Source organism: Rhodoferax sp. (assembly GCF_023701345.1).
In the GTDB taxonomy this organism is placed as follows: domain Bacteria; phylum Pseudomonadota; class Gammaproteobacteria; order Burkholderiales; family Burkholderiaceae_C; genus Rhodoferax.
Window position 1 is genome coordinate 25572 of sequence record NZ_JAMPXE010000008.1, and the last position, 19411, is coordinate 44982.

At 60.4% G+C, this 19411-nt stretch carries 19 protein-coding genes; 18 read left to right on the plus strand and 1 reads right to left on the minus strand.

What is annotated here, in order from left to right:
- Positions 1–19: 19 nt before the first annotated feature.
- The 18 genes from frr to NDI87_RS02350 all read left to right on the plus strand — a co-directional run bounded on the left by frr (position 20) and on the right by NDI87_RS02350 (position 18841).
- Complete coding sequence (frr, locus tag NDI87_RS02265) at positions 20–580, plus strand: ribosome recycling factor (protein WP_296273177.1); 561 nt, start codon at positions 20–22, stop codon at positions 578–580.
- Between the two features lie 6 nt (positions 581–586).
- The gene (gene uppS, locus NDI87_RS02270; RefSeq protein WP_296273178.1) at positions 587–1315 is read left to right on the plus strand and encodes a polyprenyl diphosphate synthase; all 729 of its coding nucleotides are present in this window, start codon (positions 587–589) and stop codon (positions 1313–1315) included.
- 11 nt (positions 1316–1326) lie between these two features.
- A complete protein-coding gene (locus tag NDI87_RS02275) occupies positions 1327–2172 on the plus strand; it encodes a phosphatidate cytidylyltransferase (RefSeq protein WP_296273179.1) in 846 nt (281 codons plus the stop codon).
- An 8-nt stretch (positions 2173–2180) separates the two neighbouring features.
- Positions 2181–3392, plus strand: coding sequence for a 1-deoxy-D-xylulose-5-phosphate reductoisomerase (gene dxr, locus NDI87_RS02280; RefSeq protein ID WP_296273180.1), 1212 nt, complete (start codon positions 2181–2183; stop codon positions 3390–3392).
- Positions 3393–3396: 4 nt separating this feature from the next.
- A complete protein-coding gene (rseP, locus tag NDI87_RS02285; protein WP_296273181.1) occupies positions 3397–4758 on the plus strand; it encodes an RIP metalloprotease RseP in 1362 nt (453 codons plus the stop codon).
- Between the two features lie 44 nt (positions 4759–4802).
- Positions 4803–7094, plus strand: a complete 2292-nt coding sequence (gene bamA / locus NDI87_RS02290) for an outer membrane protein assembly factor BamA (RefSeq protein WP_296273182.1) — start codon at positions 4803–4805, stop codon at positions 7092–7094.
- Positions 7094–7606 carry an OmpH family outer membrane protein gene (locus NDI87_RS02295; protein ID WP_296273183.1) on the plus strand — a complete coding sequence of 171 codons (513 nt, stop codon included), beginning with the start codon at positions 7094–7096 and terminating at the stop codon, positions 7604–7606. The genes bamA and NDI87_RS02295 overlap by 1 nt, the downstream gene beginning before the upstream one ends.
- Before the next feature lie 24 nt (positions 7607–7630).
- The gene (lpxD, locus tag NDI87_RS02300) at positions 7631–8605 is read left to right on the plus strand and encodes a UDP-3-O-(3-hydroxymyristoyl)glucosamine N-acyltransferase (RefSeq protein ID WP_296273184.1); all 975 of its coding nucleotides are present in this window, start codon (positions 7631–7633) and stop codon (positions 8603–8605) included.
- Between the two features lie 21 nt (positions 8606–8626).
- On the plus strand, positions 8627–9064 hold the full coding sequence (gene fabZ / locus NDI87_RS02305) for a 3-hydroxyacyl-ACP dehydratase FabZ (RefSeq protein WP_296273185.1): 438 nt from the start codon (positions 8627–8629) through the stop codon (positions 9062–9064).
- Between the two features lie 10 nt (positions 9065–9074).
- On the plus strand, positions 9075–9869 hold the full coding sequence (gene lpxA, locus NDI87_RS02310) for an acyl-ACP--UDP-N-acetylglucosamine O-acyltransferase (protein WP_296273186.1): 795 nt from the start codon (positions 9075–9077) through the stop codon (positions 9867–9869).
- Positions 9870–9888: 19 nt separating this feature from the next.
- Complete coding sequence (gene lpxB, locus NDI87_RS02315) at positions 9889–11034, plus strand: lipid-A-disaccharide synthase (protein ID WP_296273187.1); 1146 nt, start codon at positions 9889–9891, stop codon at positions 11032–11034.
- 73 nt (positions 11035–11107) lie between these two features.
- Complete coding sequence (gene rnhB / locus NDI87_RS02320; RefSeq protein WP_296273197.1) at positions 11108–11713, plus strand: ribonuclease HII; 606 nt, start codon at positions 11108–11110, stop codon at positions 11711–11713.
- Entirely contained in the window at positions 11710–12501 is a 792-nt protein-coding gene (locus NDI87_RS02325) for an RNA methyltransferase (RefSeq protein ID WP_296273188.1), read from the plus strand. The genes rnhB and NDI87_RS02325 overlap by 4 nt, the downstream gene beginning before the upstream one ends.
- A gap of 139 nt (positions 12502–12640) precedes the next feature.
- Entirely contained in the window at positions 12641–13828 is a 1188-nt protein-coding gene (gene carA, locus NDI87_RS02330) for a glutamine-hydrolyzing carbamoyl-phosphate synthase small subunit (RefSeq protein ID WP_296273189.1), read from the plus strand.
- Positions 13825–14505 (plus strand): leucine efflux protein LeuE, encoded by a 681-nt coding sequence (gene leuE, locus NDI87_RS02335; RefSeq protein ID WP_296273190.1) that lies wholly within the window; start codon positions 13825–13827, stop codon positions 14503–14505. Before carA ends, leuE begins: the two co-directional genes overlap by 4 nt.
- Before the next feature lie 25 nt (positions 14506–14530).
- On the plus strand, positions 14531–17833 hold the full coding sequence (gene carB, locus NDI87_RS02340) for a carbamoyl-phosphate synthase large subunit (protein ID WP_296273191.1): 3303 nt from the start codon (positions 14531–14533) through the stop codon (positions 17831–17833).
- 106 nt (positions 17834–17939) lie between these two features.
- Positions 17940–18416, plus strand: coding sequence for a transcription elongation factor GreA (gene greA, locus NDI87_RS02345; protein ID WP_296273192.1), 477 nt, complete (start codon positions 17940–17942; stop codon positions 18414–18416).
- 5 nt (positions 18417–18421) lie between these two features.
- Positions 18422–18841 carry a DUF4149 domain-containing protein gene (locus NDI87_RS02350; protein ID WP_296273193.1) on the plus strand — a complete coding sequence of 140 codons (420 nt, stop codon included), beginning with the start codon at positions 18422–18424 and terminating at the stop codon, positions 18839–18841.
- A 24-nt stretch (positions 18842–18865) separates the two neighbouring features.
- Here the strand turns inward: NDI87_RS02350 and NDI87_RS02355 are convergent, their stop codons facing one another.
- The gene (locus tag NDI87_RS02355; RefSeq protein WP_296273194.1) at positions 18866–19342 is read right to left on the minus strand and encodes a YhbY family RNA-binding protein; all 477 of its coding nucleotides are present in this window, start codon (positions 19340–19342) and stop codon (positions 18866–18868) included.
- Between the last annotated feature and the right edge of the window lie 69 nt (positions 19343–19411).

Genomic DNA, 19411 nt, shown 5'->3' on the forward strand with positions numbered 1-19411 from the left:
CCTGAGTGAGGAAAGACCCATGTCAGTCGCCGAAATTAAAAATATTGCAGAAACCAAGATGGACCAATCCATCGAGGCTTTCAAACATAATTTGACCAAGATCCGTACCGGACGCGCCAACCCTGCCATTTTGGACACGGTTCATGTGGACTACTACGGTTCTCTCGTTCCTATCAGTCAGGTGGCCAATGTGTCGCTGCTGGATTCCCGCACCGTCAGTGTGCAGCCCTGGGAAAAGGGCATGGGTGCCAAGATTGAAAAAGCCATCCGCGACAGCGATCTCGGCCTGAACCCGTCGTCCATGGGCGACCTGATCCGGGTGCCGATGCCGCCGATGTCCGAGGAGCGCCGCAAGGAGTTGACCAAACTGGTGCGCAACGAAGGCGAGGGCGCCAAGATCGCCGTGCGCAACCTGCGCCGTGATGCCAATGAGGGCGTCAAAAAACTGGTCAAGGACAAGCTGGCATCCGAAGATGAGCAAAAGCGCTGCGAGACCGACATTCAGAAAGTGACCGACAAACACATTGGCGTCATTGATCAACTGGTGGCTGCCAAAGAACACGACATCATGGCGGTTTGACCGGGCATGACGAACAAGTCAACGCCCACCCATGTGGCCATTGTCATGGATGGCAACGGTCGCTGGGCGTCAAAGCGGTTTTTACCCCGTATTGCGGGTCACAAGCAGGGGGTGGATGCCCTCAAGCGTTGCGCCCGGGCCTGTGAAGCGCGTGGCATCAAGGTACTCACGGTGTTTGCCTTTTCTTCTGAAAATTGGCAGCGTCCGCAAGAGGAAGTCTCCGGTCTGATGGACTTGTTCGCCCTGGCCCTGGGGCGTGAGGTGCCGCAGCTGAATGCCGATGGTGTGCAATTGCGCTTCATTGGTGAACGTCAGGGTTTGTCAGCCCGCGTGCTCAAGGGTATCGAGCAGGCTGAAGCGGCCACAGCCGCCAACCAGCAGCTGGTGTTGAATGTCTGTTTCAACTACGGTGGTCGTTGGGACATCGTGCAGGCGGCCGCTCGTGTGGCCGCCCAGGGCTTGACGATGACAGAGCAGAACCTGGGCCCGATGATGGCACTGGCGCATGTACCGGACCCCGACCTGGTGATCCGCACCGGCGGCGAGCAACGCATCAGCAACTTTTTGCTGTGGCAATCGGCTTATTCCGAATTTTTCTTTTCTGACATACTGTGGCCGGACTTTGACGAGGCCGCACTCGACCTGGCGATTCAATCCTATGGTCAGCGTGAGCGCCGCTTTGGCAAAATTCCGGGCCAGAGTGCCGCGTCAACCCTGCCAACTGGCTCCGACTGAGGATCTCTGTCATGCTCAAGCAACGTGTGATCACGGCTGTGTTGTTGCTGCTGGTGCTGTTGCCCGCGCTTTTTTCTAATGATCCGGCCCCTTTCAGTTTTCTGGCGCTCCTCTTCATGGCCGCTGCTGCCTGGGAGTGGGCGCGTTTAAACGCCTTTAACTTAGCTGCCAGCTACCTGGCGGGTGTGTTGACTGCTTTGGTTTGTGCACTGTTATGGTGGGCCGGCTGGCTGGCGCAGAGTCTGCCGCAACTTTGGCTTTTTACTGGCGCTGCCTGGGTGCTGCTGGGCAGCTGGGTGTTGCGCGCGGGCGTGCCAGCCTGGGGGCGGCTGCATCGCGGCTTTCGTCTGGGGCTTGGCTTGCTGGCACTGGTGCTGACCTGGCTGGCGGTCGCGCAGGCCAGGCTGATTGGCACCAATTTCCTGCTCTCGGTGTTTGCGCTGGTGTGGATTGCCGATATTGGCGCTTATTTTGCCGGGCGCACCTGGGGCGGGCGTCTGGTCACGCGCAAACTGGCGGCCTCCATCAGCCCGGGCAAAAGTTGGGAAGGGGTCTTGGGTGGTATGGTGGCCGTGCTGCTGCTGGCTTGGGCCTGGACCTGGTTTGACCTGTGGGCGCAACCCGCGGTGCCCAGTTTTTACAGTCACCTCGCGGAGCGTGGTGTGGTGTTTGCCGTGATCGCCTGCTTATTCCTGTCGGCCATGAGTGTGGTCGGCGATCTGATCGAGTCCCTGGTCAAGCGCAGTGCCGGGGTCAAGGACAGCAGCAGGCTGCTGCCGGGTCATGGTGGGGTGCTGGACCGGGTCGACGCCTTGTTGCCCAGTTTGCCACTGGCCATAATGCTTTACACATTTTGAGAGTGACCATGCTGGATTCAACAGGTTTGGAAAAACAACGGGTCGCGATTCTGGGCTCGACAGGCTCGATCGGCGTCAGCACCCTTGAAGTGCTGTCACTGCATCCGGAACGTTTTGAAGTGTTTGCCTTGACCGCCTCAACCCAGGTCGACAAATTACTGCAGCAATGCGTGCAGTTTCGGCCAAGCTTTGCGGTCATGGCCAGTCAGGCGCACGGCCAGGAACTGGCGCGTCGATGCCGTGCGCTGGGTTTGCCGACCCAGGTGTTGTCTGGTTCGGACGCGATCACCGACATGGCCCGACATGAACTGGTGGACGTGGTGATGGCCGCCATTGTGGGTGCCGCCGGGCTGGCTTCATGCCTGGCTGCGGCGCGGGCCGGTAAACGTCTGTTGCTGGCCAACAAGGAAGCCTTGGTGGTTGGCGGTGACTATTTTCTGCAAGCCGTGACGGCGGGTGGCGCCAAGCTGTTGCCGATTGACAGCGAGCATTCCGCTGTGTTTCAGTCCCTGCCCGAAGACGCCACAACCTGGGCCGCGCAGATTGACAAGATCATTTTGACGGCATCGGGCGGACCGTTCCGCCGGCGTGACCCGGCCAGCTTTGCCGACATCACGCCCGAGCAGGCCTGTGCCCACCCGAATTGGGTCATGGGGCGCAAAATTTCGGTGGACTCTGCCACCATGATGAACAAAGCGCTGGAGGTGATTGAGGCACGCTATCTGTTTGGTGTGGCCCCCGGGCAGATCGAGGTGGTGATCCATCCGCAAAGCGTGATCCATTCAATGGTCCAGTACCGCGACCACTCCGTGATGGCCCAGCTTGGCACGCCCGACATGAAGGTGCCGATTGCCTACGGCCTGTCCTGGCCACAACGCATGACCTCGGGTGCCAGTGCGCTGGATTTTCGGGCCATGACGGATTTGACGTTTGAGTCGCTCGATGCCAACGGCCATGGCCAGCGCTTTCCCGGACTCGCCCTGGCTTGGGCGGTGCTGGCCGCGCCCCCGGGCAGCACGGCCGTGCTCAATGCGGCCAACGAGATCGCCGTGGCTGCTTTTCTGGCCGGCCAGATCCGCTTTGATCAGATGCACGCCGTCAATCTCGAAACACTCGCCAAAGTGCAACCTGCACCGCCGGGTTCTCTCGAGGATTTGCTGGCACTCGATGCGCAAAGCCGTGATGCCGCGGCGCGTGTGGTGGCCCGGCTGACGCTCTGATCGCATGTTGACTGTCATTTCCTTCCTCGTTGCCATTGCCTTGCTGATTGCCGTCCATGAGTACGGCCACTATCGGGTGGCCGTGGCCTGTGGCGTGAAGGTGTTGCGTTTCTCGATTGGCTTTGGCAAGCCTTTGCTGCGCTGGCAATCCAGAACCAGCGGCACGGAATTTGTGCTGGCCCTGTTTCCCCTGGGTGGTTTCGTCAAAATGCTCGATGAGCGCGAGGCTCCGGTGGCGCCCACCGAGCGCCATCTTGCCTTCAATACCCAGAGCCTGGGGCGGCGCAGTGCGATTGTGGCGGCCGGTCCGGCGGCCAATTTGTTGTTGGCGGTGCTCTTGTACAGCGTGGTCAACTGGACCGGGGTGCAACTTCCGGCAGCCATCCTGGCGCCGCCGCAGGCTGAGTCCGTGGCCGCGCAAGCCGGGCTGGTCGGCGGCGAGCGGGTGTTGCGCGCCGCCCTGGACGGTGAGGCGGAACTTGAGGTGCTGTCGTTCGACGACCTGCGCTGGCAATTGACCCGCGGCGCCCTGGAGGGGCAGGATGTCCGGCTTTGGGTGCAAGGCAATAGCGCCGCCACCGAGCGTGAATTTCTGCTCAGGCTCTCGGGGCTGGACAGCAACGAGGTAGACGCCCGGCTGTTTCAGAAAATCGGCGTGCTTGGCCCGATGACGCGCCCCGTGATTGGTGATGTCATGCCGGATTCGGCCGCAGCGCTGGCGGGTCTGTTGGCGGGCGACGAAGTCACCCAGGTCGGTGGCAAGTTGATCGTGGATGGTCAACAGTTGCGGGTGTTGATTCGCCAATCGGTGACGAATCAGGTGGCGTCAAGCCAGGTCTGGACCATTTTGCGCGATGGCCAGCGCCTGCAACTGACGGTGACGCCGCGCGTGGTGCTGGAGCAGGAGCAGCCGATTGGCCGCATTGGTGCCTATGTGGGCGCACCCCCTGAACAGGTGCTGGTGCGTTATGGCGTGTTCGATGGCGGCTGGCAGGCACTGGCTAAAACCTGGGATGTTTCGGTACTGACACTCAAGATGATGGGCCGGATGCTGATTGGTGAAGCCTCCATCAAAAATATCAGCGGCCCACTGACGATTGCCGACTATGCCGGCAAATCGGCTGGTCTGGGCCTGACCCAGTACTTGACTTTCCTGGCGCTCATCAGTGTCAGTCTGGGTGTTTTGAATTTGCTGCCGGTGCCGGTTCTGGATGGCGGACACCTGATGTATTATCTTTGGGAGGGTGTCACGGGCCGACCGGTTTCCGATGCCTGGATGGAACGTTTGCAACAAGGGGGTGTCGCCATCCTGATGCTCATGATGTCGGTCGCTCTTTTTAACGATATTTCCCGATTGTTTGGCTGATCATTGCTTCATTTGCCAGCACCCTTTATTTACTGAATTCAACTATGCAACTCAATCGTTTTCGTCTTACCACCTGCGCCGCGCTGGTTTCCCTGATGTTTGTTGCCCAGTCCGCCTGGGCTGTTGATCCGTTCACGGTGCGTGACATCCGGATCGAAGGTTTGCAACGGGTCGAACCCGGGACCGTGTTTGTCTCCTTGCCCGTGCGGGTGGGCGATACCTACAGTGATGACAAGGGCGCCGCCGCCATCCAGAGCCTGTTTGCGCTGGGCCTGTTCAAGGATGTGCGCATTGAAGTGAATGGTGATGTGCTGGTGGTGGTGGTCGAAGAGCGCCCCACGGTGGCCAATGTGGAGTTTGTCGGCACTAAGGAGTTTGACAAGGACGTGCTGGTCAAGTCCATGCGCGATGTCGGTCTGGCGGACGGCCGGCCTTTTGACAAGGCCCAGCTGGACCGTGCCGAGCAGGAGCTCAAGCGCCAGTACATCAACCGCAGCCTGTATGCCGCCCAGGTGGTAACTACCGTGACGCCGATCGAGCGCAACCGGGTCAATCTGACGTTTACCGTTGTTGAGGGCGAGCCCGCCAAAATCAGTGAAATCCGGATTGTCGGCAACAAGGCGTTCAGCGAATCCACCTTGCGCGATTTGTTCGATCTCGACACCGGAGGCTGGTTGAGCTGGTACACCAAGTCGAACCGTTATTCGCGCGCCAAACTCAATGCCGACCTTGAGACGCTGCGCTCCTATTACCTGAGCCGCGGTTACCTGGAGTTCAAGATCGACTCGACCCAAGTCGCCATGCAGCCCAACAAGACCGACATTGGCATCAACATCAACATCACCGAGGGCGAGCGCTTCGTGGTCAGCAGCGTCAAGCTGGCAGGTGAGTACCTGGGCAAGGAAGACGAGTTCAAGTCGCTGGTGGCGATCCGGCCGGGGCAGGCTTACAACGCCGATGATGTCGCCAAAACAACCAAGGCCTTCTCTGACTATTTCGGCAACTTTGGTTATGCCTTTGCGCGCGTCGAGGCCAAACCCGAAATTGACCGCGTCAACAACCGGGTCAGCCTGGTGCTGCAAGCCAATCCCTCGCGCCGCGCCTATGTGCGCAAGATCGACGTGGCAGGCAACACCCGCACCCGCGATGTGGTGGTGCGCCGCGAATTCCGCCAGCTTGAAGCGTCCTGGTACGACGGAGACAAAATTCGCCTGTCGCGCGATCGGGTTGACCGCCTGGGCTATTTTGGTGAAGTGGCCATTGAAACCCAGGAAGTGCCAGGCACCCCGGATCAGGTTGACCTGACTGTCAATGTCACGGAAAAACCCACCGGCAGCCTGAGTCTGGGCGCAGGTTATTCGAGTGGTGATGGTTTGGGGCTGTCGTTTGGGCTGAAGCAGGAAAACGCCTTTGGTTCCGGCAATTCCCTGGGTATTCAGATCAATACCAGCAAATTCAACCGGGTGGTCGTGCTCAATACCACCGACCCTTATTTCACCGAGGATGGCGTGTCGCGCACGTTTGACCTCTATTCCAAAACCAGCAGCCCCTACCAGGATGAGGACTATTACAAACTGGAGTCCTCGGGGGGAAGTTTGCGTTTTGGTGTGCCGTTTACCGAAATCGACACCGTGTTTTTTGGCGCTGGCATTGAAAAAACGACCATTGTTCCTGGCACTCTGTTACCCGCCTCCTACCAGAGTTACGCCGATGAATTCGGCTATTCAAGTACCTCGTTGCCATTTACTGCGGGTTGGGCGCGCGACAGCCGCGACAGCTCTCTGGCACCTACCAGCGGGCGTTTCCAGCGGGCCAATGCAGAGTGGTCTTTTGCCGGTGATGCCAAGTACCTGCGCGCCACCTACCAGTTTCAGCAGTATTTCCCGTTGAGCAAGCAGTACACCGCCGCCTTCAATACCGAAATCGGCCTGGGCAGCGCGTCGGGCAGCCGCTCTTACCCGGTATTCAAGAATTTTTACGGCGGAGGTTTGGGTTCGGTGCGCGGTTTCGAGCAGGGCAGCCTGGGGCCGCGGGATGCCACTGACACCGTGATCGGCGGCTCACGCAAGCTCAACATCAACATGGAAGTGTTGGCGCCGTTCCCGGGGGCAGGCAATGACCGTACCTTGCGTATGTATGGTTTCTGGGATATCGGTATGGTCGGGGGCGATAACGCAGTCAACGCACATGCCAACGACCTGCGTTCGTCGGTAGGGGTCGGGATCAGCTGGATTTCCCCTGTGGGGCCTTTGCGTCTGGCGGTTGCCAAACCCATTCGCAAGTTTGATGGCGATAAAATCCAAAGTATGCAATTTCAAATTGGGACCAGTTTCTAATGAACCATTTTTTACGTCATCTTTGTGCTTTAAGTCTGTGCGGCCTGTCTGCAGTTTCCCTGCAGGCGCAGGAGTTGCGCATGGGCTTTGTCAGCACTGATCGTGTGCTCAAGGAAGCCGGCACCGCCAAGGCGGCGCAGACCAAACTTGAGCAGGAGTTTTCCAAACGCGAAAAAGAGCTGGTTGACCAGGGCGCCAGCATCAAGGCACTGGCTGACAAATTTGAGCGCGAAGCGCCCACCTTGCCCGAAACCCAGCGCCAGACGCGTCAGAAACAATTGCTGGAGCAGGACCGCGATTTTCAGAGAAAGCGGCGCGAGTTTCAGGAGGACCTGAACTCACGTAAAAATGAGGAACTGCAGGTGGTGATTCAGCGTGCCAACAAGGTCATCAAGGACATTGCCGTGGCTGAAAAATACGACTTTATTTTTCAGGATGCGGTTTACGTCAATCCCAAGCATGACATGACCGACAAAGTGATCAAGGCGCTCAACACGCCTGCTGCCAAGTAAGTTTGACTTCCAGTCTGGTTGCGCGTGACCCTGCGATTGGCATCCATTGTTGAGGCGCTGGGCGGCGAGTTGCATGGCGACGCCAGCCTTCTGATCGAAGGCCTGGCGCCTCTTGAAAGTGCCCAGTCAGGGCAACTCAGTTTTCTCAATCACCCCAAGTACCAGCACCAGCTGGCCGCTTCACGGGCCGCCTGTGTCATCGTCAGCCCCCAGTTCCAGGAACTCGCCTGTGCGCGGGGTGCCTGCATCGTGACCGATCAACCCTATTTGTACTTTGCCCGTGTGACCCAACTCTGGAAAAAGACCCTGGGTTCAGCTGATGGGCCGCGAATTCATCCGAGTGCCGTGATCGACCCCCTGGCCCGGGTTCACCCGAGCGCGCGCATCGGCCCCTTGTGCGTGGTCGAGGCGGGCGCTGTGATTGGCGCCCTGACCGTACTCAAGTCGCGCGTCACGGTGGGTGAGCGTTGTCTGGTGGGTGAGCGCTGCATCATTCACACCGGGGTGGTGATCGGGGCCGACGGCTTTGGTTTTGCCCCCAACGACGGTGCCTGGGAAAAAATCGAACAACTCGGTGCGGTGCGCATTGGCAATGATGTGGAAATTGGCGCCAACACCTGCATCGACCGGGGTGCGCTGCAAGACACGGTGATTGAGGACGGCGTCAAACTTGACAACCTGATCCAGATCGGCCACAACGTGCACATTGGCCAACACACGGCCATGGCAGGTTGCGCCGGCGTGGCCGGCAGTGCCACCATCGGGGCCCATTGCACCGTGGGCGGCGGGGCGATTGTGCTGGGGCATCTGACACTGGCTGACGGGGTTCACATTTCTGCCGCCTCGGTGGCGACGCGCTCTATCCACAAGCCGGGTCACTACACCGGCATGTTCCCGCTCGACGACAACGCGGCCTGGGAAAAAAATGCCGCATCGCTCAAGCAACTGGCCAGTCTGCGCGAGCGCATCCGTGCGCTTGAGGCGAAACTCAATAAATAAAATCCGAACCAAGGACCCACGATGGATATTTACAAGATTCTTACCAAGTTGCCGCACCGTTACCCGTTCCTGCTGGTGGACCGGGTGCTCGCGATTGACAAGGGCAAAACCATCAAGGCGCTGAAAAATATCACCATCAACGAGCCGTTCTTCCAGGGGCATTTTCCGCACCGCCCGGTGATGCCCGGCGTGTTGATGCTGGAAGCCCTGGCTCAGGCCGCCGCCTTGCTGGCCTTTGATGCCATGGATTCCGGCGCCACCGACGACATGGTCTACTACTTTGCCGGCATGGAAGGGGTTCGCTTCAAGCGTCCGGTGGAACCCGGTGATCAGCTGATCCTTGATGTCGAATTGCTGCGCATGAAGGCCGGCATTTTCAAGTTCAAGACCTGCGCCACCGTGGACGGTGTGCTGGCGGTTGAGGCAGAACTCACCTGCGCCATGCGCAAAATCGCCTGAGGAGGCGCACTTGACCGCCATCCATACCACGGCCCTCGTTGACCCCGCTGCCGAGCTTGACGGTTCGGTCACCGTCGGGCCATATACCGTCATTGGTCCGCACGTCAAGATTGGCGCCGGCACCACCGTTGGTCCGCACTGTGTGATCGAAGGCCACACCACCATTGGTTGCGACAACCGGATTTTCCAGTTTGCCTCGCTGGGTGCCATACCGCAGGACAAGAAATATGCCGGTGAGCCTTGCGAGTTGGTCATCGGCGACCGCAACACCATTCGCGAGTTTTGCACCTTCAACATCGGCTCGCCCGGTGATGTCGGTGTCACACGCGTCGGCGACGACAACTGGCTGATGGCTTATGTGCACCTGGCCCATGACTGTCAGGTGGGCAACCACACCATTTTTGCCAACAGCGCACAACTGGCCGGTCATGTGCATGTCGGCGACTGGGCGATTTTGGGTGGCTTTACCGTTGTGCACCAGTTTGTCCGCATTGGTGCTCACAGCATGACGGCCATGTGCGCGCTGTTGTTTGCCGACTTGCCGCCGTTTGTCATGTGCCAGGGGCAGCCGGCAGCGGCGCGCTCGATGAACTTTGAAGGTTTGCGCCGGCGCGGTTTTTCGCCCGAGCGCATCAGTGCCGTCAAGGCCATGCACAAGGCGCTGTACCGCGACGACCTGACGCTGCAAGCGGCCCGGGAACGTATTGAAGATTTAACGCAAACCTACCCCGAATCGTTGCCAGACGTGCAGATGATGGTCGCGTTCCTGGACCAGGCATCGCCCCAGCGCGGCATTGTGCGCTAAGCCTGTTAACCGTAAGCCCATGCAAGTCGCCCTGGTCGCTGGTGAAACCTCTGGTGATTTGCTGGCGGGTTTGTTGCTGGACGGCTTGCAGCAGCGTTGGCCAGGTTTGCAGTCGGTTGGCATTGGCGGCCCGCAGATGGCGCAGCGCGGTTTTGCGGCCTGGTGGCCGCATGACAAACTCGCTGTCCATGGTTTTGGCTGGGAGGTGCTGCGCCGCTACCGTGAGATTGTCGGCATCCGCAATCAACTCAAAGCGCGCCTGTTGCAAAACCATCCGGACGTTTTTATCGGCGTCGATGCACCCGACTTCAACCTGGACCTGGAAGCCGCTTTACGGGCCCAGGGTATCAAGACCGTGCATTTTGTCTGTCCCTCCATTTGGGCCTGGCGACCGGAGCGCATTGAGAAGATCAAGCGCAGCGTCGACCATGTGCTGTGCATTTTTCCGTTCGAGCCGACACTGCTGGCCGCCCATGGCATTGCCGCCACCTATGTCGGCCACCCGCTGGCCAACGTGATTCCGATGCAGCCAGACCAAGCCGCGGCGCGTGCCCGGTTGGGGCTGTCAGTGCAGGATTCAGTGGTGGCCATTTTGCCGGGCAGCCGTGAGTCGGAAATTGCCCATCTGGCTTCCCACTTCTTCGAGGCGGCCAGGCTGATCGGTCTGGCACGACCTGAAACGAAATTCATCGTTCCCGTGGTGGCAGCCCGCCAGGCCCGGATCAAAGCGGCACTCAGGGCCAGCGGCATGTTTGATCGGGTGCAACTGGTAACGGGTCAGTCCCACACGGTGCTTGCCGCCTGTGACGTGACTCTGATCGCCAGTGGCACGGCTACGCTGGAGGCCGCCCTGTTCAAGCGTCCGATGGTCATCGCCTACCGCATGGGTTGGTTGTCGTGGCAGATCATGCGGCGCAAGAAACTGCAGGCCTGGGTCGGGTTGCCCAACATTTTGTGCCGTGATTTTGTCGTGCCGGAACTGCTGCAGGAAGCCGCCACGCCGCCAGCGCTGGCGCAGGAAATTCTGCAGTGGCTTGACGCAAAAACCCGGCAACCTGAGAAAATACACGCCCTTGAACAACGCTTTTGCGCGCTGCACGCCGAGTTGCAGCGCGACACACCCCGACTTGCTGCCCATGCCATCGCGCAACTCCTCCACCCCTGAACCCGGCGCCAGCCGTTTGTCGGCGTCGCGTACCGCGCCTGCGGCCAGGCGGCGTGCCCAGCGACCAGCCAGCATGCAGCAGGTCGCACTGCAATGGGGTATGACTGGCTTGATCGCCGGGGTTGACGAGGCCGGCCGTGGACCGCTGGCCGGTCCGGTGGTGGCTGCTGCGGTCATTTTGGACGAGTTGCATCCGATCAAGGGCCTGGCCGACTCCAAAAAACTCACGGCCCGCAAACGTGAGGCGCTGTTTGACGAGATCAGGGCCAAGGCCCTGTGTTTTTCTGTGGCGCAAGCCAGTGTGCAGGAAATTGATGCGCTCAACATCCTGCAGGCGACCCTGCTGGCCATGCGCCGCGCCGTCGAGGGCTTGCGCCTGAGCCCCAAACTGGTGCTGGTCGACGGCAACCGCCTGCCGGTGTTGCCCATGCGCGCCGAGGCCATCGTCAAGGGCGATAGCCTGGTGGCGGCGATTTCGGCAGCATCGATTCTGGCCAAGGTGACGCGTGACCACTGGTGCCTGGATGTCGATGCCCGCTATCCCGCATACGGCTTTGCCAGGCACAAGGGTTATGGCACGGCGGTTCATCTGGCGGCTTTGCAAAGCCATGGCGCCTGCCCGGAGCACCGCACCACTTTCCGGCCGGTGACCGAGGTATTGCACGGAGCCATGCCATGACCTCGCCCCAGGTGCTGCACATCAGCTCGCGCGACAACGCCTTGCTCAAGGACCTCAAGCGCCTGGCCCATGGCAGCACCGAGTACCGCAAGCAGCAGCGCATCTGGGCCGAGGGCGACCACTTGGTGCGCGCCGCCATGGGGCGCGGTGTGCGGCCCGCGCTGGGTATTTTTGCAGCTTCCTATTGGACGTCTGCGCCGGCAGCTTATGTGCAGGCAGCGCTTAAAAATATTGTTCTGACCGACCCGCTGTTTGCCGATCTCAGCACGCTGGAGTCGCCGGCACGCATGGGCTTTGTCTTTGATTTGCCGGCCCAGCCAGAATTTCAGCCCGCTGTGGCAACCGTCATCCTGGACCGGGTGCAGGATGCCGGCAATGTGGGGGCCATTTTGCGCAGCGCCTCGGCCTTTGGCTTCAAACAGGTCATTGCCCTCAAGGGCACGGCGGCGCTGTGGAGCACCAAGGTGCTGCGCGCCGGCATGGGTGCCCACTGGGGTCTTCAGCTCATCGAGGGGGCAACCCTTGATCAGTTGGATGGAATGACCGTGCCCTTGCTGGTCACCAGTTCGCATCGCGGCAGTTATTTGCACCAGGCACTCATGAAAAAGGAGCTGCCCATGCCCTGTGCCTGGGCCCTCGGGCACGAGGGGCAGGGCGTTTGCGGCGAACTCGAAGCGCGCGCCAGTGGCCATGTGCGGATTGCCCAACCGGGCGGCGAAGAGTCGCTCAATGTGGCCAGCGCCGCTGCGATTTGCCTGCACGCGAGTGCCACGGCGCACTTGGGCTAAGGGTGCCCCTGGGCTATAATTCGGGTCAATTTCGCCCTCGCGTACGCTCGCAGCAGCAGTCCACTCAACCCAGTCAGTAGCCGCTTCAGGAAGTCTTCCTGCGCGCTTGGGCGTACCCGCAACCATTTCGGAGAACCCAGTGCTTTTGTCTCTCAAGGGAAATACCCCACCGGCCATTCTGGCACTCGCAGACGGCACGGTCTATATCGGTCATTCCATCGGGGCCGCAGGATCCACGGTAGGCGAGGTGGTTTTCAACACCGCCATGACCGGCTACCAGGAAATCCTGACCGACCCCAGCTACTGCCAGCAAATCGTCACGCTGACTTACCCGCACATCGGCAACTATGGCGTCAACCCGCAGGACGTGGAGGCCGACAAGGTTCACGCTGCCGGTTTGATCATCAAGGACCTGCCCTTGCTGGCGTCCAACTTTCGCTCTACCCAAACGCTCAGCGACTACCTGGTTGCAGAGGGTACGGTCGCCATCGCCAACATCGACACCCGCCAGTTGACCCGTCAACTGCGCACGCTTGGCGCGCAAAACGGCTGCATCCTGGCTCTGGCTGACGGCGAGGCGGTGACGCCTGCCGCCATTGATAAGGCGCTGTCATTGGCCAAAGCCGCGCCCAGCATGGCTGGTACTGACCTGGCCAAGGTGGTGTCCAGCACCGTGTTCTACGACTGGACGCAGACCGAGTGGGAACTGTTCAACCCGGCGCTCAGTGGCGGCCCTGGCTACGGTGAACAAGCCGCGCCGCGCTTTCACGTGGTGGCCTATGACTTCGGCGTCAAGAAAAATATCCTGCGCATGTTGGCACAGCGTGGCTGCCGGGTCACGGTGGTGCCGGCGCAAACCCCGGCCGCCGAGGTGCTCAAGCAGCAGCCGGACGGCATCTTCCTGAGCAACGGCCCGGGCGATCCGCAGCCTTGTGACTACGCCATTGCCGCGGTCGCCGAACTGATCGACAGCGGCATCCCGACCTTCGGCATTTGCCTGGGGCACCAGATCATGGCGCTGGCTTCCGGCGCCAAAACATTCAAGATGAAGTTTGGCCACCATGGCGCCAACCATCCGGTCAAAGACCTGGACAGCGGCCGCGTCAGCATCACCAGCCAGAACCACGGTTTTGCCGTCGATGAAAAAACCCTGCCGGCCAATCTGCGCGCCACCCATGTCAGCCTGTTTGACGGCACGCTGCAAGGCCTGGAGCGCACCGACAAGCCGGCGTTCTGCTTCCAGGGGCACCCCGAGGCCTCACCCGGCCCGCATGACATTGGCTACCTGTTCGACCGCTTCATCACCGCCATGGAGTCGCGCGGATGAGTTTTTACGGCGTCACCGACCTGTGGACCTATGTGATTGGTGCCTTTGGCATCATCTTGCTGCCCGGGCCCAATTCTCTGTATGTGCTCTCGGTGGCAACCGCGCGCGGCGTGCGCGCCGGTTTCCAGGGGGCCTACGGCGTGTTCGTGGGCGACACCATTTTGCTGTTGTGCACCGCATTGGGCGCGGCTGGTGTGCTGCGCACCTACCCGGCCATGTTCATGGTGGTCAAGTACGTTGGTGCGGCTTATCTGGCGTGGGTCGGTTTTAATTTGCTGCGCGCGGCCTTGGCCGGTTTGCGTGCCCAGCCCGAGCTGCTGGGCAGCGAGAAAAATGACGCCAATAGCGCAAGCCCCGCCAGCGCCGCCCATTTGCAGCGGCCGTTTCGTCGTGCCCTTGTGATCAGCCTGCTGAATCCGAAAGCGATCTTGTTTTTGCTGTCGTTTTTTGTCCAGTTCATTGATACCAGCTATGCCCATCCGGAAGTGCCATTTTTGATTTTGAGCGCCATCCTGATGACTTTCAGCGCCCTCTATCTGTCGGTGCTGATCGTCACCGGGGCCAGACTGGCGCAGGGGTTTGCCCAGCGCAAGCGCCTGTCGGCCGGGCTGTCGAGCCTGGTGGGTGGCCTGTTTCTGTGGTTTGGGGCCAAATTGGCCAGCGCCAGCCTGAATTAATAAAACAAGAGAACCGTCCTTCAACATGCCAAAACGTACCGACATCAAAAGCATCCTCATCATTGGCGCGGGCCCCATCATCATTGGCCAGGCCTGTGAATTCGATTACTCCGGCGTGCAAGCCTGCAAGGCGCTGCGTGAAGAGGGCTACAAGGTCATCCTGATCAACAGCAACCCGGCCACCATCATGACCGACCCGGCCACGGCCGATGTGACTTACATCGAGCCCATCACCTGGAAGACGGTCGAGAAGATCATCGCCAAGGAGCGTCCCGACGCGATTCTGCCGACCATGGGCGGCCAGACCGCGCTCAACTGTGCCCTCGATTTGTGGCACAACGGCGTGCTGACCAAATACACCGGCGCCGCCACAGGCAAACCGGTCGAGCTGATCGGCGCCAAGCCGGAGGCGATTGACAAGGCCGAAGACCGCCTCAAGTTCAAGGATGCCATGACCAAGATCGGTCTGGGCTCGGCAAAATCCGGCATTGCGCACAGCATGGAAGAAGCCTGGGCGGTGCAGAAGACGGTCGGTTTCCCGACCGTGATCCGTCCCAGTTTCACGCTCGGCGGCACCGGTGGCGGCATTGCCTACAACCCCGAAGAGTTTGTCGTGATCTGCAAGCGCGGCCTGGAAGCCTCGCCGACCAACGAACTGCTGATCGAAGAGTCGCTGCTGGGCTGGAAAGAGTACGAGATGGAGGTGGTACGCGACACCGCCGACAACTGCATCATCGTTTGTTCGATCGAAAACCTGGACCCGATGGGCGTGCACACCGGTGACTCGATCACGGTGGCGCCGGCGCAGACGCTCACCGACAAGGAATACCAGATCTTGCGAAACGCATCGCTCGCCGTGCTGCGCGAGATTGGTGTCGATACCGGCGGCTCCAACGTGCAGTTCTCCATCAACCCCAAGGACGGGCGCATGGTGGTGATCGAGATGAACCCGCGCGTCAGCCGCTCCAGCGCGCTGGCCTCCAAGGCCACGGGTTTCCCGATTGCCAAGGTGGCCGCCAAACTGGCGGTGGGCTACACGCTCGACGAACTCAAGAACGAGATCACCGGCGGCGCCACACCGGCCAGCTTCGAGCCCAGCATCGACTACGTGGTCACCAAGATCCCGCGTTTTGCGTTCGAGAAATTCCCCGCAGCCGACAGCCGCCTGACGACCCAGATGAAGAGTGTGGGCGAGGTCATGGCGATGGGCCGCACCTTCCAGGAGTCGTTCCAGAAAGCCCTGCGCGGTCTGGAAGTGGGCGTGGACGGCATGAACGAGAAAACCCAGGACCGCGAAATCCTGGAGCGCGAGCTCGGCGAGCCCGGCCCCGACCGCATCTGGTACGTGGGTGACGCCTTTGCCGCCGGCTGGAGCGTGGATGAAGTGTTTGAACTCACCAAGATTGACCGCTGGTTTTTGGTGCAGATCGAGCAAATCGTCAAGATCGAGCTTGAAATCGAGCAGTTGCCGCAGCCTGCCGTGGGCACGGCGCTGGATTCGATTGACGCGCTTACCCTGCGTGCGCTCAAGCAAAAGGGTTTTTCCGACCGCCGCCTGGCCAAGCAGTTCAAGACCAGCGACACCGCGGTGCGTGCGCGCCGCCATGCGCTGGGTGTGCGCCCGGTGTACAAGCGGGTCGACACTTGCGCGGCTGAATTCGCCACCAACACCGCCTATCTGTATTCCACCTACGAGGCTGAAGGCGCGGAGTGCGAAGCGGCACCCACCGACAAAAAGAAGATCATGGTGCTTGGTGGCGGACCCAACCGCATCGGCCAGGGCATCGAGTTCGACTACTGCTGCGTGCATGCCGCGCTGGCCATGCGTGAAGACGGGTTCGAGACCATCATGGTCAATTGCAATCCCGAGACCGTTTCGACCGATTACGACACCTCGGACCGTCTCTACTTCGAGCCCTTGACACTGGAAGACGTGCTGGAGATTGTCGACAAGGAAAAACCCTATGGCGTGATCGTCCAGTACGGCGGTCAGACCCCCTTGAAGCTGGCGCTGGATCTGGAAGCCAATGGCGTGCCGATCATCGGCACCAGCCCGGACATGATTGACGCCGCTGAAGACCGCGAGCGCTTCCAGAAGCTGCTGCATGAACTCAAATTGCGCCAACCGCCCAACGCCACCGCGCGCACCGAGGCCGAGGCGCTGGAAAAAGCCGCTGCCCTGGGTTACCCGCTGGTGGTGCGCCCAAGCTATGTGCTGGGCGGCCGGGCCATGGAAATCGTGCACGAGCAGCGCGACCTGGAGCGCTACATGCGCGAAGCGGTCAAGGTCTCGCATGATTCGCCGGTGCTGCTGGACCGCTTCCTGAACGACGCCATTGAATGTGATGTCGACTGCGTGCGTGATGCCACCGGTCAGACCTACATTGGCGGCGTTATGGAACACATTGAACAGGCCGGTGTGCACAGCGGCGACTCGGCCTGCTCGCTGCCGCCCTACAGCCTGTGCTTTGATACGGTGACCGAGATCAAGCGTCAGACCGCGGCCATGGCCCATGGCCTGAACGTGGTGGGCTTGATGAACGTGCAGTTTGCGATCCAGCACCTCGATGGGCAGGACGTGATTTTTGTGCTCGAAGTCAACCCGCGGGCCTCGCGCACCGTGCCCTTTGTCTCCAAAGCCACCGGCGTGCAACTGGCCAAGGTGGCAGCGCGCTGCATGGTGGGTCAAACGCTGGCCGCGCAAGGCATCAGCCGCGAGGTTGATCCGCCTTATTTCAGCGTCAAGGAAGCCGTCTTCCCGTTCGTCAAGTTCCCCGGGGTGGACACCATCCTGGGCCCCGAGATGAAGTCCACCGGCGAAGTCATGGGCGTCGGCAAGACCTTTGGCGAAGCCTTCGTCAAGTCGCAAATGGGCGCCGGCAGCAAGTTGCCGCGGCCTTTCACGGCCACGGGTGAGCCTTCCGGCAAGGTCTTTTTGTCGGTCAAGAACAATGACAAACAGCGTGCCATCGACGTCGCCAAGTCACTGGTGGCGATGAATTTCAACGTGGTGGCGACCAAGGGAACGGCAGCTGCCATCAATGCCGCCGGTGTCCCCTGCGGCGTCGTCAACAAGGTCACCGAAGGCCGTCCGCACATTGTCGACATGCTGAAGAACAACGAGATTGTGCTGGTCATCAACACGGTGGAAGAGCGTCGCAATGCGATTGCCGATTCGCGTCAGATCCGCACCTCGGCCCTGCTTGCCCAAGTGACCACGTTCACCACCATTGCCGGTGCTGAAGCGGCGGTGGAAGGCATGCGTTACATGGACGATCTCGGTGTGATTTCGGTGCAGGAGATGCATGCGCAATTGAACGCAGGGTAAACCTTTGCCTGCCAGTCGCATATTCGCGGCATAATTCAACCCATACCGCCGGACGGCAACGTTCGGCGGTTTCATTTTGTGACCTTTCATTTTCACGGAGCTTGACGTGGCGACCCTTCCCCTTACCAAACGTGGTGCTGACAAACTCAAGGCCGAGTTGCATCAACTCAAGGCATTTGAGCGCCCAGCGGTCATCAACGCCATCGCCGAGGCGCGCGCGCAGGGTGATTTGAGCGAAAACGCCGAATACGAATCGGCCAAGGACAAACAGGGTTTTGTCGAAGGCCGCATCAAGGAAATCGAAGGCAAGCTCTCGGCGGCGCAAATCATCGACCCGACCGAACTCCATGCCGATGGCCGGGTGGTCTTTGGCGCCACGGTGGAGCTCGAAGACGAAGAATCCGGCCAAAAAGTCACTTACCAGATCGTCGGAGAAGACGAGGCTGACCTCAAGCTTGGTCTGATCAACATCAACAGCCCGATTGCTCGCGCCCTGATTGGCAAGGTCGAAGGCGACACCGCTGAGGTGCAGGCGCCCGCTGGCTTGCGTCACTACGAAGTGGTGGCGGTCAGCTATATCTGATCTGAATGGCCGAGCGTTTTCTGGCTTTGGCACCCTGGCTGGCGGCCTTGTGGTGGGGCAGTCTGACCACCCTGGGTGCACTGGTCGTACCTTTGCTTTTTGTGCATTTGCCCAGCCCGGCCCTGGCGGGCGGCATGGCGGCCAAATTGTTCACGGCGCAAACCTGGCTCAGTACCGGGTGTGGCCTGCTGCTGTTGCTGCTGCATCGGCCCGGTCAGGCAGGGCCCGGCAATGGGCGGACTCAGGCCGCGCTGGTTTTCATGCTGCTAGGGGTGCTGCTGGCGCTGCTGTCGGAATTTGCGGTCGCCCCCAGAATCGTGAGCCGGGAGAGTTTGCGTCTCTGGCACAGCGTGGGCAGCGCGATGTTTGCGTTGCAGTGGCTGTGTGCCGGGGTGACGTTCTGGCAATTGACCCGAAAGCACTAGTCAGTTGAGGACGGTGCAATCCGATTAGCTTTGGCTGCGTTGCTTTTTAACGCTGACCTGCTTGGGCTTGGAGCGCTTGACTTGCCCGCCGGAGGTCAGACGCTGGTTGCCCAACACGCGCAGGGTTTTGACCTCGGGACGCTGGCCGCCGCGGGTGCTGTACTTGAGCACCTTGACATCACGCGGGCCGGGTTTGCGGTCCTCGTCAGCGGTTTTTTCGCGCTCGGGCAGCGGCCGCCACAGCACCAGCAACTTGCCGATGTGCTGGATGGGAGCAGCATTGAGTTCATCGGCCAGGGTTTGAAACATGGCTTCGCGGGCGACGCGATCGTCTGAGAAAACGCGAACCTTGATGAGGCCGTGGGCCTTCAGCGCGGCGTCGGCTTCTTTCTTGACGGCATCGGTCAGGCCGTCGCCGCCAATCATGACCACGGGGTCGAGGTGGTGGGCTTCAGCACGGTGAACTTTGCGTTGGGCGGGGGTCAGTTGAATTTGAGACATAACAGTATTATCGGTGAGAACTATGAAATCAGCAGTTAAAAGCAGCAAGGTCAACCGGGCCTGGCTCAA

Bases quoted from the DNA above. Each gene is read 5' to 3' on its own strand.
- NDI87_RS02275 (WP_296273179.1), top strand. From the start codon at position 1,327: ATGCTCAAGCAACGTGTGATCACGGCTGTGTTGTTGCTGCTGGTGCTG.
- frr (WP_296273177.1), top strand. From the start codon at position 20: ATGTCAGTCGCCGAAATTAAAAATATTGCAGAAACCAAGATGGACCAA.
- carB (WP_296273191.1), top strand. From the start codon at position 14,531: ATGCCAAAACGTACCGACATCAAAAGCATCCTCATCATTGGCGCGGGC.
- fabZ (WP_296273185.1), top strand. From the start codon at position 8,627: ATGGATATTTACAAGATTCTTACCAAGTTGCCGCACCGTTACCCGTTC.
- dxr (WP_296273180.1), top strand. From the start codon at position 2,181: ATGCTGGATTCAACAGGTTTGGAAAAACAACGGGTCGCGATTCTGGGC.
- NDI87_RS02355 (WP_296273194.1), bottom strand. From the start codon at position 19,342: ATGTCTCAAATTCAACTGACCCCCGCCCAACGCAAAGTTCACCGTGCT.
- bamA (WP_296273182.1), top strand. From the start codon at position 4,803: ATGCAACTCAATCGTTTTCGTCTTACCACCTGCGCCGCGCTGGTTTCC.
- NDI87_RS02350 (WP_296273193.1), top strand. From the start codon at position 18,422: ATGGCCGAGCGTTTTCTGGCTTTGGCACCCTGGCTGGCGGCCTTGTGG.
- lpxB (WP_296273187.1), top strand. From the start codon at position 9,889: ATGCAAGTCGCCCTGGTCGCTGGTGAAACCTCTGGTGATTTGCTGGCG.
- leuE (WP_296273190.1), top strand. From the start codon at position 13,825: ATGAGTTTTTACGGCGTCACCGACCTGTGGACCTATGTGATTGGTGCC.
- NDI87_RS02295 (WP_296273183.1), top strand. From the start codon at position 7,094: ATGAACCATTTTTTACGTCATCTTTGTGCTTTAAGTCTGTGCGGCCTG.
- uppS (WP_296273178.1), top strand. From the start codon at position 587: ATGACGAACAAGTCAACGCCCACCCATGTGGCCATTGTCATGGATGGC.
- NDI87_RS02325 (WP_296273188.1), top strand. From the start codon at position 11,710: ATGACCTCGCCCCAGGTGCTGCACATCAGCTCGCGCGACAACGCCTTG.
- rseP (WP_296273181.1), top strand. From the start codon at position 3,397: ATGTTGACTGTCATTTCCTTCCTCGTTGCCATTGCCTTGCTGATTGCC.
- rnhB (WP_296273197.1), top strand. From the start codon at position 11,108: ATGCAGCAGGTCGCACTGCAATGGGGTATGACTGGCTTGATCGCCGGG.